General features: G+C 72.1%; 12 protein-coding genes. 4 read left to right on the forward strand and 8 right to left on the reverse strand.

Annotation, left to right across the window (positions count from 1 at the left end; genetic code table 11):
• Window positions 1–16: 16 nt before the first annotated feature.
• A complete protein-coding gene (locus AB0N73_RS03360) occupies window positions 17–1,066 on the reverse strand; it encodes a LacI family DNA-binding transcriptional regulator (protein ID WP_363560354.1) in 1,050 nt (349 codons plus the stop codon).
• A 302-nt stretch (window positions 1,067–1,368) separates the two neighbouring features.
• On the opposite strand from AB0N73_RS03360, the gene AB0N73_RS03365 reads away from it, so the two are divergent.
• The gene (locus AB0N73_RS03365) at window positions 1,369–2,793 is read left to right on the forward strand and encodes an NAD(P)/FAD-dependent oxidoreductase (RefSeq protein ID WP_363560356.1); all 1,425 of its coding nucleotides are present in this window, start codon (window positions 1,369–1,371) and stop codon (window positions 2,791–2,793) included.
• A 152-nt stretch (window positions 2,794–2,945) separates the two neighbouring features.
• Here the strand turns inward: AB0N73_RS03365 and purH are convergent, their stop codons facing one another.
• From purH to AB0N73_RS03380, 3 genes are read right to left on the reverse strand one after another with little or no spacing between them, the layout of a single operon-like run.
• Entirely contained in the window at window positions 2,946–4,553 is a 1,608-nt protein-coding gene (gene purH / locus AB0N73_RS03370; protein WP_363560358.1) for a bifunctional phosphoribosylaminoimidazolecarboxamide formyltransferase/IMP cyclohydrolase, read from the reverse strand.
• A gap of 41 nt (window positions 4,554–4,594) precedes the next feature.
• Window positions 4,595–5,182, reverse strand: a complete 588-nt coding sequence (gene purN / locus AB0N73_RS03375) for a phosphoribosylglycinamide formyltransferase (protein ID WP_363560360.1) — start codon at window positions 5,180–5,182, stop codon at window positions 4,595–4,597.
• A 9-nt stretch (window positions 5,183–5,191) separates the two neighbouring features.
• The gene (locus tag AB0N73_RS03380) at window positions 5,192–6,613 is read right to left on the reverse strand and encodes a DUF6350 family protein (protein ID WP_363560362.1); all 1,422 of its coding nucleotides are present in this window, start codon (window positions 6,611–6,613) and stop codon (window positions 5,192–5,194) included.
• A gap of 112 nt (window positions 6,614–6,725) precedes the next feature.
• Here AB0N73_RS03380 and AB0N73_RS03385 point away from each other — a divergent pair, with 112 nt between their 5' ends.
• The gene (locus AB0N73_RS03385) at window positions 6,726–8,207 is read left to right on the forward strand and encodes an NCS2 family permease (protein ID WP_363560364.1); all 1,482 of its coding nucleotides are present in this window, start codon (window positions 6,726–6,728) and stop codon (window positions 8,205–8,207) included.
• 27 nt (window positions 8,208–8,234) lie between these two features.
• Here AB0N73_RS03385 and AB0N73_RS03390 read toward each other — a convergent pair whose 3' ends face one another.
• The 4 genes from AB0N73_RS03390 to AB0N73_RS03405 all read right to left on the reverse strand — a co-directional run bounded on the left by AB0N73_RS03390 (window position 8,235) and on the right by AB0N73_RS03405 (window position 12,590).
• Complete coding sequence (locus AB0N73_RS03390) at window positions 8,235–8,675, reverse strand: nitroreductase family deazaflavin-dependent oxidoreductase (RefSeq protein ID WP_363560366.1); 441 nt, start codon at window positions 8,673–8,675, stop codon at window positions 8,235–8,237.
• A gap of 125 nt (window positions 8,676–8,800) precedes the next feature.
• Complete coding sequence (gene sucD / locus AB0N73_RS03395) at window positions 8,801–9,703, reverse strand: succinate--CoA ligase subunit alpha (RefSeq protein WP_363560375.1); 903 nt, start codon at window positions 9,701–9,703, stop codon at window positions 8,801–8,803.
• A 30-nt stretch (window positions 9,704–9,733) separates the two neighbouring features.
• Window positions 9,734–10,900 (reverse strand): ADP-forming succinate--CoA ligase subunit beta, encoded by a 1,167-nt coding sequence (sucC, locus tag AB0N73_RS03400; RefSeq protein WP_363560377.1) that lies wholly within the window; start codon window positions 10,898–10,900, stop codon window positions 9,734–9,736.
• A gap of 154 nt (window positions 10,901–11,054) precedes the next feature.
• Window positions 11,055–12,590 (reverse strand): FAD-dependent oxidoreductase, encoded by a 1,536-nt coding sequence (locus tag AB0N73_RS03405; RefSeq protein ID WP_363560379.1) that lies wholly within the window; start codon window positions 12,588–12,590, stop codon window positions 11,055–11,057.
• 92 nt (window positions 12,591–12,682) lie between these two features.
• Between AB0N73_RS03405 and AB0N73_RS03410 the strand changes: the two genes are divergently transcribed.
• Window positions 12,683–13,351: a TetR/AcrR family transcriptional regulator gene (locus AB0N73_RS03410; RefSeq protein ID WP_363560381.1), complete on the forward strand. Its 669-nt coding sequence runs from the start codon at window positions 12,683–12,685 to the stop codon at window positions 13,349–13,351.
• A 180-nt stretch (window positions 13,352–13,531) separates the two neighbouring features.
• A complete protein-coding gene (locus AB0N73_RS03415) occupies window positions 13,532–14,755 on the forward strand; it encodes an acyl-CoA dehydrogenase family protein (protein ID WP_363560383.1) in 1,224 nt (407 codons plus the stop codon).
• Window positions 14,756–14,781 lie beyond the last annotated feature (26 nt).

Raw genomic sequence — 14,781 nt, forward strand, 5'->3', positions numbered from 1 at the left:
GTCATTGCTCCTTGGGTCAGGCGCGGCCGGAGCCGCGCGTGGGGGGATGGGGCGCGGGCCCCGTCGACCCGCGCACGATGAGGGTGGGTGAGGGAAGCGCGATCTCTTCGGGATCGGCGCCGGCCACGGCATCCAGCAGGCTGCGGGCCGCACGACTGCCCCAGAGCCGGGCCTGGGTGGCGACGCTCGTGAGAGCGGGGTACAGATAGCGGCCGATGTCGGTGTCATCGAATCCGGTGAGCGAGAGCTGCGCGGGCACCGGGATGCCGCGTCGCTGCGCGACCCCGAGTCCCGCCACCGCCATCTGGTCGTTGGAGTAGACGATGCCGGTGGGCGCCTCATCCAGATCGAGCAGGTGCTCGGTCGCGGCGGCGCCCTGGGCAGCCGAGAAGTCGGTCTCGACGACGATCGCGTCGATGCCGGCCGTCGCGACGGCGTCGTCGAACGCCGCGCGCCGGTGCGCGGCGTGCAGCATCCAGGAGGGTCCGGCGATGTGCGCGAGCCGGGTGTGGCCGAGCGACACGAGGTGGTCGACGGCCGCGCGCACGCCGGCGCCGTCGTCGATCGACACCGACGAGAAGGGGCTCCGGATGTCGGGGACGCCCAGCGTCACGCCGGCGAGCCCCAGCTCTTCCACCAGGGCGATGCGGTCGTCCGCGGCGCGGAGGTCGCTGAGGATCACGCCGTCCACCCGGCGCCCGGCGGCGAGCGTGCGGTAGACCTCGGTCTCCTCCTCCCCGGGGGCGGCCACCGCCAGCACCAGCACCTGACCGGTCGTGGAGAACTCGTCCTCGACACCCGCGATGAACGAGGGGAAGAAGGGGTCGGCGGCGATCACATCCGGGCTACGACCGATCACCAGCCCGCACGCGAACGAGCGCCCGGTGCTGAGCGAGCGGGCGCGGACGCTCGGCGTCCATCCCAGGTCGTCGGCCGCGGCGAGGATCCGGGCCCGGGTGTCGGCGGCCACGCCCGGTCGGCCGTTCAGGGCGAACGACACGAGCCCCTTGCTCACGCCGGCGGCGCGCGCGACATCGGCGATGGTGGGCCGGGATGCAGCAGTCACAGCACTCCTTCGTGCGGATCGGAAACCAACTGCCTCGAACCTAAACCGGTTCAGACGAGAACGCCACCCCTTGCGGACGACGCCGCGCGGTGTTACCGCGCGGGCGACCACGGCCGGGTCGGGCGCGCACAACGGCGGACCGCACACCCCGACACCCCGCATCCACCCGCCCCGGCACGGGGTGTCGCGCCTCGGATCCGCCGTTGTGCGGGCGCACCTCACGCCGCCGGGCGCGACATCGGGCGGGAAGGGGCGGCGCAAGCCCTCCCCCGCGCCGCGGGCGGGGCGGTACCGTCGGCGGTATGAGCGAACGCACCTACGACCTCATCGTGATCGGCGCAGGACCCGTGGGCGAGAACGTCGCCGACCGGGCCGTGCAAGCCGGCCTCACCGCCGTCATCGTCGAGAGCGAGCTGGTGGGCGGCGAATGCTCCTACTGGGCGTGCATGCCCTCGAAGGCCCTCCTGCGTGCCGGCGCCGTACTCCGCGCCGCGCGGGATGTGGATGGCGCATCCCAGTCCGTGTCGGGCGGGCCCGACGTCGCCGGCGTCCTGCGCCGCCGCGACGGCCTGACCCACGATTGGAACGACTCGTCGCAGGTCGAGTGGCTGTCCTCGGCCGGCATCGACCTCGTCCGCGGGCACGGCCGTCTCACCGGCGAGAAGCGCGTCAGCGTGACGGCGGCCGACGGCTCCGTCACCGAGCTGGTCGCGCGCCACGCGGTGGCCGTCTGCACCGGCACCGCCGCGCTCCTCCCCGACACCCCCGGGCTCGCCGACATCCAGCCGTGGACGAGCCGGGAGGCCACGAGCGTGCGCGAGGTGCCCGCCTCGCTGGCGATCATCGGCGGCGGCGTCGTGGCCGCCGAGATGGCGACGGCCTTCTCCGACCTCGGCAGCGAGGTGACCCTCGTCGTCCGGGGCACGCTGCTGGGCACGATGGAGCCGTTCGCGGGCGAGCGCGTGGGCGCCGCGCTCGAGGCGCGGGGCGTCCGCATCCTGCGTCACACCGACGTCCTGTCGGCCACGACGGTCGACGGCGAGGCCGAGCTCGAGCTCTCCGGGGGCATCCGCATCCGCGCCGAGCGCGTGCTCGTCGCGACGGGGCGCACCCCGCGCACCGGCGACCTGGGGGTGGATGCCGTGGGCCTCGCTCCGGGCGACTGGCTCGAGGTCGACGACACGATGCTCGTCACCGGCACCGACTGGCTGTACGCCGTCGGCGACGTCAACCATCGGGCGCTCCTCACCCATCAGGGCAAGTACCAGGCCCGGGCGGCCGGCGATGTCATCGCCGCGCGGGCGCAGGGCGGCACCGTGGATGACGCGCCGTGGGGCGTGCACGTCGCCACCGCCGATCACGCCGCCGTCCCGCAGGTGACGTTCACCGACCCCGAGGTCGCCTCCGTGGGGCTCACCGAGGCATCCGCACGGGCAGCGGGGCACACCATCCGCGTGCTCGACTACGACCTGTCGTGGGTCGCGGGGGCCTCCACCCAGGCCGATCACTACGAGGGCATGGCGAGGGCCATCGTCGACGAGGATCGCGGGGTCCTCATCGGCGCCACCTTCGTGGGCCCCGAGGTCGCCGAGCTGCTGCACTCGGCCACGATCGCGATCGTGGGCGAGGTACCGCTCACCCGCCTCTGGCACGCCGTGCCGTCGTACCCGACCGTCAGCGAGGTCTGGTTGCGCCTGCTCGAGACCTACGGGCGCCCCACCGCCTGACCGCGCACCCCGAGGCCCCCGGCGGGCGCCACGTCCCCATCGCAGGAGAAGGCCGCCCTGCAGGAGGATTCTCGAGGGAATCTCCTGCAGGGCGGATGTCACCTGCGTGACGGGAGGCCGGGGCAGGCGAAGCCCGCCGCCGTCCCGGCGGCTCAGTGGTAGAAGTGACGCTCTCCGGTGAAGAACATCGTGATGCCGTGCTCGCGCGCGAGCGCGATGGTCTCCTCGTCGCGCACCGATCCGCCCGGCTGCACGATCGCCGTGATGCCGGCGTCGAGCAGCACCTGCGGGCCGTCCGAGAACGGGAAGAAGGCGTCGGATGCGGCGACCGAGCCGACGGCGCGATCGCCCGCGCGCTCGACCGCCAGGCGGCACGAGTCGACGCGGTTGACCTGGCCCATGCCGATCCCGACCGTGGCGGAGTTCTTCGCCAGGACGATGGCGTTGGACTTGACCGCGCGGCACGCCTTCCACGCGAAGATCAGGTTGGTCATGGCCGAGCCCTCCGGCTGCTCGCCCGCGACCAGCTCCCAGTCGGTGGCGACGGAGTCGATGTCGTCGGGGAACCGGTCGGCGTCCTGCAGCAGCAGTCCGCCGGAGACCAGCCGCACGTCCATCCGCTCCTGCTGCCAGTCGAGCGGCAGCTGCAGCACGCGGAGGTTCTTCTTCAGCGCGAAGAGCTCGAGGGCCTCCGGCTCGAAGTCGGGCGCCACGATGACCTCGGTGAAGATGTCGCGCAGGTTCTCCGCCATCTTGAGCGTGACGGTGCGGTTGGCGGCGATGACGCCGCCGAACGCCGACACCGGGTCGCACTCGTGGGCGCGCAGGTGGGCGCTCGCGATCGGGTCGAGCGCGTTCGGGGCGCCGACGGCGATGCCGCACGGGTTGGCGTGCTTGATGATCGCCACCGCGGGCTGCACCATGTCGAACGCCGCGCGCAGGGCCGCATCCGCATCGACATAGTTGTTGTAGGACATCTCCTTGCCCTGCAGCTGCGTAGCCTGCGCGATGCCGTGACCGCCGACGCGGCTGTAGATCGCCGCGCGCTGGTGCGAGTTCTCGCCGTAACGCAGCGTCGCGAGCCGCTCGGCCTTGATCGTCAGGTGCGAGGGCAGCTCCTCGCCCTCGGCGAGGGTTCCCGCCGAGAACCACTCCGCGACCGCGCGGTCGTAGGTGGCGGTGTGGGCGAACGCGCGCGCCGCGAGCTCGCGCCGCTGGGCGAGGCTCGTGCCGCCCTGGCCGATGGCCTCGATGATGGCCGGGTACGACTCGGGCGAGACGACGATCGCGACGTTCGCGTAGTTCTTTGCCGAGGCCCGCACCATCGCGGGGCCGCCGATGTCGATCTGCTCGACGACGGCGTCGCCGGTGGCGCCGGAGGCCACGGTCTCGACGAAGGGGTACAGGTTCACCACGACGAGCTCGAACGGCGAGATGCCGAGGTCGGTGAGCTGCTGCTCGTGGTGGGCGAGGCGGAGGTCCGCCAGCAGACCCGCGTGCACACCGGGGTGCAGCGTCTTGACGCGTCCGTCGAGCGACTCGGGGAACCCGGTGACGCTCGAGACGTCGGTGACGGGGTGCCCGGCGTCGCGGATCGTCTGCGCGGTGGACCCCGTCGAGACGATCTCCACGCCGGCGGCGATGAGCGCGTCCGCCAGCGGGCGGAGGTCGGTCTTGTCACTGACCGAGACGAGCGCGCGCCGCACGGGGACGACGTCGCGGTCGCGGTAAAGGGACGGATCGTGGCTGGGCCCGGCCATGGGACTCCTCGAGGTGGTGCGGTCTGCGGGTGGGCGGTCGGTCAGACGGTGGGGGCGAGCTGGAGCTCGCCGGTGGCGATACGGCGCACGACGTCGATCAGCAGACGTCGTTCGACGGGTTTGATGCGCTCGTGCAGCAGGTGCTCGTCGTCACCGGCGACGACCGCGATCCGCTCCTGCGCGAGGATCGGGCCGGTGTCGACGCCGTCGTCCACCACGATCACGCTCGCGCCGGTGCGGGTGGCGCCGGCGGCGATGGCGTCGCGCACGGCGTGGGCGCCGGGGAACTCGGGCAGGTACGCGGGGTGGGTGTTGATGAGCCGGGGGCTCCACGCGGCGACGACGTCGGGGGGCAGGAGGCGCATCAGGCCCGACAGCACGACCAGGTCGGGCTGCCACACCTGCAGCTGGCGGTGCAGCTCTTCGCCCCACTCGGCGCGTTCCGCGGCGCCGCGCCAGGGCACGACGAAGCTCGGGATGCCGAAGCGTTCGGCGTGCAGCAGGCCGTCGGCCTCGCGATCGGCGCCCACGACGACCACACGCGCGGGGAACTCGGGGTCCGTCGCGGCTTCCAGCAGGGCTCGGAGATTCGAGCCGGTGCCGGAGATGAGTACGGCCACCGTGAACACCCGCACAGTCTAGCGGCGCGGGCCCGCCTCATCCGGATCGGCGTCGTCGCCCTCCCGTGCCGTTCCCGTCGACCCGCCCCATCCGAGCGCCGACCCGCCCCATCCGGATGAGGACGATCGACCCGACAGAGGACTCTCGGCCCCCGGAAGCCCTCGGGCGGACCGATCGTCCTCGTCTCGGGAGCGGAGGTGGTCCGACCCGGACGACCCGACGCGCGCGGCGGAGCGACGCCGGGGTGAGAGCAGCAGGATGGCGGCGCCGAGTCCCACCTCGATGCCGACCGTCACGCCCACGATGGCCGCGTCGGGACCGACCTCGGCGAGGCGGCCCGGGCCCATCGATCCGCTGGCCAGCGTGCACAGCAGGGCCGTGCCGAGCGCGGCGATCAGCGCGATGCCGCCCGTCAGCGTCCAGAGGATGCCGGGGGTCTCGGCATCGGCGGCGCTCCCCCGCGGCTCGAGGCGCGAGCGCACCGCCCACCCGGCGAAGGCGCCCGCGGCGATGGGCACCAGGGCGAGCGCGAGCAGCCAGGACGACGAGGTCTCCGGCAGCACACCCAGCACCGGGATGCCGGGGACGATACCGAGCTGCGTTCCCACCGGCGCGACGAGGCTCCCGCCGCCGAGCCCGATGCCGGGGCCGGCGAGGAAGGCGATCGCCCAGATGACGAGGGTCGGCAGGTACAGTGCCTGCCCGAAGGCCACCACCACGGCGCCGAGGGCGTCGAGGTTCGCGGCCTGCGAGAGCGCGACGATCTGCGGGCCGCGGATGACGAGCGCGACGGCGAGGGCCAGCGCACCGGCACCGATCAGCCCGGTGAGCGCGATGGCGCCGCCGCGGGCCAGGAGCTCGGGCACCTCGGGCCAGGCCCCGGGGCGCCGGTCGAGGACGCCGCGCAGGGCGTCGATGGAGCCGCCGTCGCCGGCGTTCCATCCGACCCGCACCACGCCCGCGACGCTGCCCGCGGCGTAGAACGCGACGGGGAAGAGGATGGCCTGCCACAGCTCGACCGACGCCGCGGGTGCCGCGCCCGTCAGCGCCACGAGCGCCGCCAGTGCGGCGAACACGAGCGAGCCCGAGAGGGCGCCGGTGAGCCCCGCCCCGGCCCGGCCCGCGCGGGCGCCGGAGCGCGCGGCGAACAGGAAGGTGAAGGCCGCGAGGGCCAGCGGAGCCAGCGACAGCGAGAACGAGGCGACCGACGCGTCGATGCCGGTCTGCGCGAGGTAGGCCTCGGGAAGCGTCACGGCGACCGGCACGACGTGACCCAGCTGCCAGATCACCGCCGAGCTCTGCCAGATCAGGCCCAGGTCGGGCGCGCCGAAGGCGACGAACCAGAGCACGGTGAGCGGCGCCAGCGCGACCGCGACGCCGATGGCCGCGGCGACGAGGGCGTCGAGCGCGGAGAGGAGGATGACGAGGACGCGTTGCATGCCTCGACGACCTTACCCAGCCCGGCTGAGCGCGCCGGCGTCCCACGCTGGCGGCGAGGTTTTGCCGGGCCACGATCGCGCATCGAGGCCCGCGGGCGACTAACGTCGTGGGGTGCACGACGCTCCTCCCACCGTTCCCCCCACCGCCCCCGACTCCCCCGCCCCCGCTCCGCGCGGCCGTCTCGACCGCTACTTCGGCCTCACCGCGCGCGGCGCGACGCTCGGCGGCGAGATCCGCGGCGGCATCGTCACGTTCGTCGCGATGGCCTACATCGTGGTGCTCAACCCGATCATCCTCTCGGGCGGCACGGATGTGGCCGGCGACAACCTCGGCTTCGCGCAGGTCGCCGCCACCACCTCTCTCACCGCCGGCGCCATGACGATCCTGTTCGGTCTGGTCGCGCGTCTGCCCTTCGCGTTCGCCGCGGGACTCGGCATCAACTCGTTCCTCGCGGTGAGCGTCGTCGGTCAGGTGACGTGGCCGGAGGCCATGGGCCTGGTCGTCATCAACGGCCTGCTCATCGTCCTCCTCGCGGTCACGGGGCTGCGCCGCATGATCTTCGACGCCGTGCCCCTCGCGCTCAAGACCGCGATCACGGTCGGCATCGGCCTGTTCATCGCGTTCATCGGCCTGGTCAACGCCGGGTTCGTGCAGTCGACGGGCCTCTCCTCACCGCCGGTCGGCCTCGGCGTCGACGGGTCGATCGCCACCGTGCCGACGCTGCTGTTCGTGCTGACCCTGCTGGTCACCGCGATCCTGCTGGCGCGCAAGGTCAAGGGCGCTCTGCTCATCGGGCTCGTCGGCGGCACGGTCGCCTCGGTCGTGGTCGAGGCCATCTGGCACCTGGGGCCGAAGGTGGCGGCCGACGGGGCGGTCAACCCCGGCGGCTGGTCGCTCACGGTGCCGGAGCTGCCCGCCTCCATCGTGAGCCTGCCCGATCTCAGCCTCGTGGGTCAGATCAGCTTCGGCTCGTTCGAGCGCATCGGCGTACTGGCCGCCACGATGCTCGTGTTCACCCTGCTCTTCACGAACTTCTTCGACGCGATGGGCACGTTCACCGGGCTCTCGCGCGAGGCCGACCTCGCGGACGAGCGCGGCAACTTCCCGCGGCTGCGGTCGGCGCTCATCGTCGAGGGCGTCGGCGCCGTCGCGGGCGGGCTCACCTCGTCGTCGTCGAACACCGTGTTCCTCGAGTCCGGCACGGGCATCGGCGAGGGCGCGCGCACGGGGATCGCGAACCTCGTCACCGGCGTGCTGTTCCTGCTCGCCATGTTCATCACCCCGCTGACGACCATCGTGCCCACCGAGATCGCCTCGGCGGCGCTCGTCATCGTGGGCGCCCTGATGATGAGCCAGATCCGCCTGCTCGATCTGACCGACATCTCGGTGCTGATCCCGGTCTTCCTGACCGTCATCGTGATGCCCATGACCTACTCGATCGCCGACGGCATCGGCGCGGGCTTCGTCAGCTGGGTGATCGTGCGGTCGCTTTCGGGCGCCGCGCGCACGATCAGCCCGCTGCTGTGGGTCGTCGCCGCGGGCTTCGTCGTGTTCTTCGCTCGCGGACCGATCGAGATGCTCCTCGGCGGCTGAGGCCGGCGAGGAGCGGGTCGGCGCCGCTCAGGCGTCGCGCGGTTCGAGAACGAAGATGGCGATGCGCCGGTCGGTCTTGGTCTGGTACTGGTCGTAGTCGGGCCAGACCGCGACCGCGCGCTGCCACCACTCGTCGCGTTCGGCGCCGTCGAGCTCGCGGGCGTCGTAGTCGCGCTTGACGGCGCCGTCCTGCAGTTCGACGTGCGGGTGCTCGCGCATGTTGCGCCCCCAGGCGGGCTCTTCGGGCGCGCCGCCCTTCGAGGCCACCACGAGGTAGCGTCCGTCGTGCTCGACCCGCATCAGCGCGGTCTTGCGCAGGGCCCCGGAGGAGGCTCCGACGGTGGTCAGAACGATGATCGGCACGCCCCGGAGCTCGTTGGCCTCGGTTCCACCCGACGCCTCGTACGTCTCGGCCTGGGTGCGGGCCCACTCGGACGTGCTCGGCTTGTATTCCCCTGTCAGCGGCATGCCTTCACGCTACCCCCACCCGGCGACTCGAGGGTCGGTGGTCGGCCCGCCGCATCCACCGCACACAGACGAAGGGCGGATGCGGCGGCGTGTGGCCGCGGCATCCGCCCTTCGTCGGAGTGGGGTCAGAGACCCTGGATGACCTCGCGCATGAGGGCAGCGGTCTCGGACGGCGTCTTGCCGACCTTGACGCCCGCGGCCTCGAGGGCTTCCTTCTTGGCCTGTGCGGTGCCCGCGGAGCCCGACACGATGGCGCCGGCGTGGCCCATGGTCTTGCCCTCGGGAGCCGTGAAGCCCGCGACGTAGCCCACGACGGGCTTGGTGACGTTGGCGCGGATGTAGTCGGCCGCACGCTCTTCGGCGTCGCCGCCGATCTCGCCGATCATCACGATCGCCTTGGTCTCGGGGTCGGCTTCGAACGCGGCGAGCGCGTCGATGTGGGTGGTGCCGATGACCGGGTCGCCGCCGATGCCGATGGCGGTCGAGAAGCCCAGATCGCGCAGCTCGAACATCATCTGGTAGGTCAGCGTGCCCGACTTCGAGACGAGGCCGATCGGGCCCTTGCCGGTGATGTTCGCGGGCGTGATTCCCACGAGCGCCTCGCCGGGCGTGATGATGCCGGGGCAGTTCGGGCCGATGATGCGGGTCGTGTTGCCCTTGGACTGGGCGTAGGCCCAGGCCTCGGCGGTGTCGCCGACGGGCACGCCCTCGGTGATCACCACGAGCAGGCCGATCTCGGCGTCGATGGCCTCGATCATGGCGTCCTTCGTGAACGCGGGCGGAACGAACGCGATCGACACGTCGGCGCCGGTCTTCTCGATGGCTTCGGCGACGCTGGCGAACACGGGCAGCTCGACGGCGTTGCCGTCGGCGTCGGTGTGGCTCACGGTCGTGCCGGCCTTGCGCGCGTTGACGCCGCCGACGACGTTGGTGCCCGCCTTCAGCATGAGCGCGGTGTGCTTGGTGCCCTCGCCGCCCGTGATGCCCTGGACGATGACCTTGGAGTCCTTGTTGAGGTAGATCGACATATTCTCAGTCCCTTATCCGGATGCGTCGGGTCAGGCGTTCGCCAGAGCGGCGGCCTTGTCGGCGCCCTCGTCCATACCGGCGGCGAGGGTCACGAGCGGGTGGTTGGCGGCGGCGAGGATGGCGCGGCCCTCTTCGACCTGGTTGCCGTCCAGACGCACGACGAGCGGCTTGGTGGCGGTGTCGCCGAGGATCTCGAGTGCCTTCACGATGCCGTCGGCCACGGCGACGCACGAGGTGATGCCGCCGAAGACGTTGACGAACACGCTCTTGACCTGCTCGTCACCGAGGATGACGTCCAGGCCCGCGGCCATGACGGTCGCCGAGGCGCCGCCGCCGATGTCGAGGAAGTTGGCCGGCTTCACGCCGCCGTGGTTCTCGCCCGCGTAGGCGACGACGTCGAGCGTGGACATGACCAGGCCCGCGCCGTTGCCGATGATGCCGACCTGGCCGTCGAGCTTGACGTAGTTGAGACCGGAGGCCTTGGCCTTGGCCTCGAGCGGGTCGGCGGCGTCCTTGTCCTCGAGCTCTTCGTGCTCGGGGTGACGCACCTCGGACGCGTTGTCGTCGAGCGTGACCTTGCCGTCGAGCGCGACGATGTCGCCGTTTCCGTCGAGGATCAGCGGGTTGACCTCGACGAGGGTAGCGCCCTCGCCCTTGTACACGTCGTAGAGCTTCACGAAGACGTCGGAGACCTTCTCGACGAGGTCTTCGGGGAAGCCACCGGCACGGGCGATCTCGACGGCCTTCGTCTTGTCGATCCCGGTGAGCGGGTTGACCTCGATGCGCGCGAGCGCCTCGGGCTTCTCGACGGCGAGCTGCTCGATCTCCATGCCGCCCTCGACGCTGGCGAGCGAGAGGTAGGAGCGGTTGGAGCGGTCCAGCAGGACCGAGAAGTAGAACTCGCGCTCGATGCTCGCACCGGCGGCGACCATGACGCGCTTGACGACGTGGCCCTTGATGTCGAGACCGAGGATCGTCTTGGCTGCGTCGAACGCCTCGTCGGGGGTCTTCGCGACCTTGACGCCGCCGGCCTTGCCGCGTCCGCCGGTCTTGACCTGAGCCTTCACGACCACGACACCGCCGAGCTTCTCAGCGGCCGCCTTCACCTCCTCCGGAGTGTCGGCGACGATGCCGGCAAGCACCGGCACCTCGTACTTCTCGAAAAGATCACGTGCCTGGTACTCGTACAGATCCACGGGGTTTCCTTCGCTGTGGCGACGGGTGGGAATGACGCAAAACGTCTCGACGTCGAGATATCGACCGTGTTAAAGCCTACTCCCCGGCCGGCGTCCCCTCGTTCAGGATGTGCGCAGGCGCAGCGAGCGCCCCGCCCCGCCGCGTCTGCCGCGTTCAGTCTTCGTGCTCACCGCGCAGGAGAGTCAGATCCGAGACGGCGGGCCCCTCGATGCGTGCGCCGTCGGCCGCGAAGCGCGAGGCGTGCAGCGGGCAGTCCCACGTGCATTCGGCGTCGTTCCAGGCGAGGACGCCGCCGAGGTGCGGGCAGACGGCGCTCACCGCACGGGTGCGCCCGGCGACGGTCGAGATCGCGACCGGGCGCCCGCCGCGTTCCGCGACGACGCCCTCGCCCTCGGCGGGCCGCACCACGGGCACGGGACTCGCGAGCGCGCCCACCCATCCCCGCGCCGCCGCGGCGCCGACCTTGGCGTTCTCGACGGCACCGCGACCGATGTCCGCGGGCACGGTGAGCCGCGTCCCGATCTGCGTCATCCAGAGCGGGCGGTCGTGACGGGGCACGCCCCCGATCTCGGCCGCGATGCGCAGCGCCGCCGCCGGGCCGTTCGTCAGCCCCCACTTGGCGAAGCCCGTCGCGAACCGTATCCGCCCGGCGCTGCGCGGGAGGACACCGATGAACGGCACCCTGTTGTGCGACTCGTAGTCCTGCGCCGACCACCGGAACACCGCCTCGGCGCCGGGGAAGTGCGCGGTCGTCCACCGCTCCAGGTCGTCGTACCTCTCCTGTTCGGATGCCGTGCGCCCGACCGCGTGCCCGTTGCCGCCCACGACGAGCCGGATGGCGCCGATCGCGCCGTCGGACTCCCCCACCGCACGGAGCGAACGCGCGGGCTCGTCGGCCGAGAGGTACATGCCCTCCGGCACCTCCACGCCGTCCGGGAGGGCGAAGGCCATCGCGTAGGAGCGCATGGCCGAGACCTTCGCGAAGTACAGCCCGCGATCCGCGATGGGCGTGCCGGTGGCGAGCACGATCTGCTCGGCGGCCACATCCCCCTTCTCGGTGCGCACGCGAGGCGAGGGGAGCACCGAGACGCCGGTGACCCGCACGCCGGTGTGCAGTGTCCCGCCCGCGGCCAGAAACGCGTGCGCGAGGGCGATCGCCACCGCATCCGGATCGATGCTGAACTGCCCGGCGAGGGCGACCGCACCCACGGCGGGGAACGGGAGGCCATCGAGATCGGCGGGGCTCGTCATCCGCACCGGCAGTCCGGCTTCGCGGGCCGCCTCGAACTCGGCCTGCACGTCGGGCATGCCCGCGGGCGTGTGCGCGTACGTGTAGGCGGTGCGGTCGACGACGGGCACACCCGCCTCGGCGCAGAAGGCCCGCAGCCACCGCTGCCCGTCGCGGTTCGCGTCGACGTACGCCCGCACGAGCGACGCCGGATGGTGCGCGCGCAGCGTCGAGGCACGCGTGCCCTGCAGCAGCGACGCCTTGCCGGTGTTCGCGCCGGTGGCGAGCTGCGCGATCTCACCCGCCTCGAGGAGCGCGACGTCCCTGCCCTCGCGGGCGAGAATCAGGGCGGTGCTGAGGCCCGTGATCCCGGCGCCCACGATCACGATCTCGTGGCGGGCGCCGTGGTCGAACGGGGAGCCCTCGATCGTGCGGCCGTGCGCCTTCCACAGTGACGTCATCGGGCCAGTCAAGTGCGCGTGGCATCACCCGCCATCGGGGTTGACAGGTTCCACACCCCGCTCATCGACACCGGGTCTAGGCTTGCTCACCGATGAGCGACACACCCTCCCCTGTGGCCGCGCGGACCGACGTCGTCGTCGCCGCGCTCGACCTCTTCGCCCGGCAGGGCTTCGAGGCGACCTCGGTCGACCAGATCGCGCAGGCCGCGGGGATCTCGCGATCCACCTTCTTCCGACAGTTCGGCGGCAAGGACGACGTCGTCTTCGCCGATCACGAGCTGCTCCTGGCCCGGCTGCGCGAGTGGTTCGCCGCCCCGCATGCCGATCCGTGGCAGGCCGTCTGCGAGGGATCGCTGCGCGTCTACCGTCACTTCGCCGCGGACCCCGAGCTGGCCCGGCGACGCTACGCCGTGGTGCGCGGCGTGCCGGCGCTCCGCGACCGCGAGATCGTCACGGTGTTCCGGTACGAGCGGCTCTTCGGCGACTACCTGCGCGGCGCTCTCCCCGGTCTCGACCCCCTCGACGCCGTCGCCTTCGCCGCGTCGGTGACGGCCGTGCACAACCACGTGCTGCGCCGTCTGCTGCGCGGCGGCAAGCGCGTGCCCGCTTCGGTGCTGCGCGCCGCACTCGACGTGTGCCTCGACCGCTTCGGCGTCGGCGCGCCCGCCGCACCGGCGGAGGACGACGTGGTCGTCGCGGTCTTCCCCAAGCGGATGCCGGCGGCCGAGGTGGCCCGCCGCATCCGCGACGAACTCTCCTGACGCCCCCGCGCTCTCGCCCCGCGCCGCGCTGTGCCGAGCCGCGCCGCGCTGCGCTGTGCCGTGCTGTGCCGCGACACCTGCACGCCCGGCACCCGGCCCCGGCCCCGACCCCCGGCCCAACCCATGGCATCGAGTGTCATATGTGGCGACGCTGCGTGTCAGAGGCATATCGTGTGGAGCATGAGTTCCTTTCCCGGCGAGCGCGTCTCCTCCTACGACGTCACCGAGCGCCTCGACACCGACTACTACGCCGTGTTCAGCGACATCCCCGACGCGGACCGCGCCGTCTGGGACCGCGCCCGGTCGTACATCGACGAGGTCGGCGATCGCATGGTCGCGGCGTGGAACGCGGCCGAGTACCCGTTGGATCTCGCGATGCGGATGGGGACGCTCGACCTCTTCAACGACGGCATCGCCCACCCCGACCTCACCGCCTTCTCGCCCCTCGCGGCAGGCCTGGTGAACATGGAGGTCTCGCGTGGCGACGGCTCGCTCGGCACGGTCCTGGCGGTGCAGGGCGGCCTGGCGATGCGCACGCTCGCGCTGTTCGGCAGCCCCGCGCAGCAGGAGCGCTGGCTGGCCCCGATGGCCCGCGGCGAGGTGCTCGGCGCCTTCGCGCTCACCGAACCCGATCACGGCTCCGACTCGGTGTCGCTCGAGACCCGGGCGCGGCGCGAGGGCGGCGGATGGGTCCTGCGCGGCGCGAAGAAGTGGATCGGCAACGGGGCGTCCGGCGGCATCACCTTCGTGTGGGCGCGGGTCGATGACGACGGCGCCGAGGATCACGGTGCCGTGCGGTGCTTCCTCGTCGAACAGACCGCGCCGGGCTATCACGGCACCGTCATCGAGGGGAAGGCGTCGCTGCGCGGCATCCACCAGGCGCACATCGCCCTCGACGACGTGCGCCTGAGCGCCGACGCCGTGCTGCCCGGAGCCCACACCTTCCGCGATGCATCGACGGTGCTCTACTCGACCCGATCGGGCGTCGCCTGGTCGGCGCTCGGTCACGCGACCGCCTGTTACGAGGCCGCGCTGTCGTACGCCCAGCAGCGCGTGCAGTTCGGCAAGCCGCTCGCCGGCTTCCAGATGGTGCAGGAGCGCCTCACGCAGATGCTCACCGAGCTGACGGCCATGCAGCTCTACTGCCGGCGGATGGCGGACCTCGAGCGCGACGGACTGCTGCGCCCCACGCAGGCATCGCTCGCGAAGTACCACAACACCCGCACCGCCCGCCGGATCGCGCAGACCGCGCGCGACCTGCTCGGCGGCAACGGCATCCTGCTCGAGAACCGGGTGATGCAGCACATGGCGGACATCGAGGCGATCCACACCTACGAGGGCACCGAGAGCGTGCAGGCGCTGCTCATCGGCCGCGACATCACGGGGCACAGCGCGTTCGCCTGAGCGCCGCTGCCCGCATCACATCAGGG

This window comes from Microbacterium sp. NPDC089189, assembly GCF_040685095.1.
GTDB lineage: Bacteria > Actinomycetota > Actinomycetes > Actinomycetales > Microbacteriaceae > Microbacterium.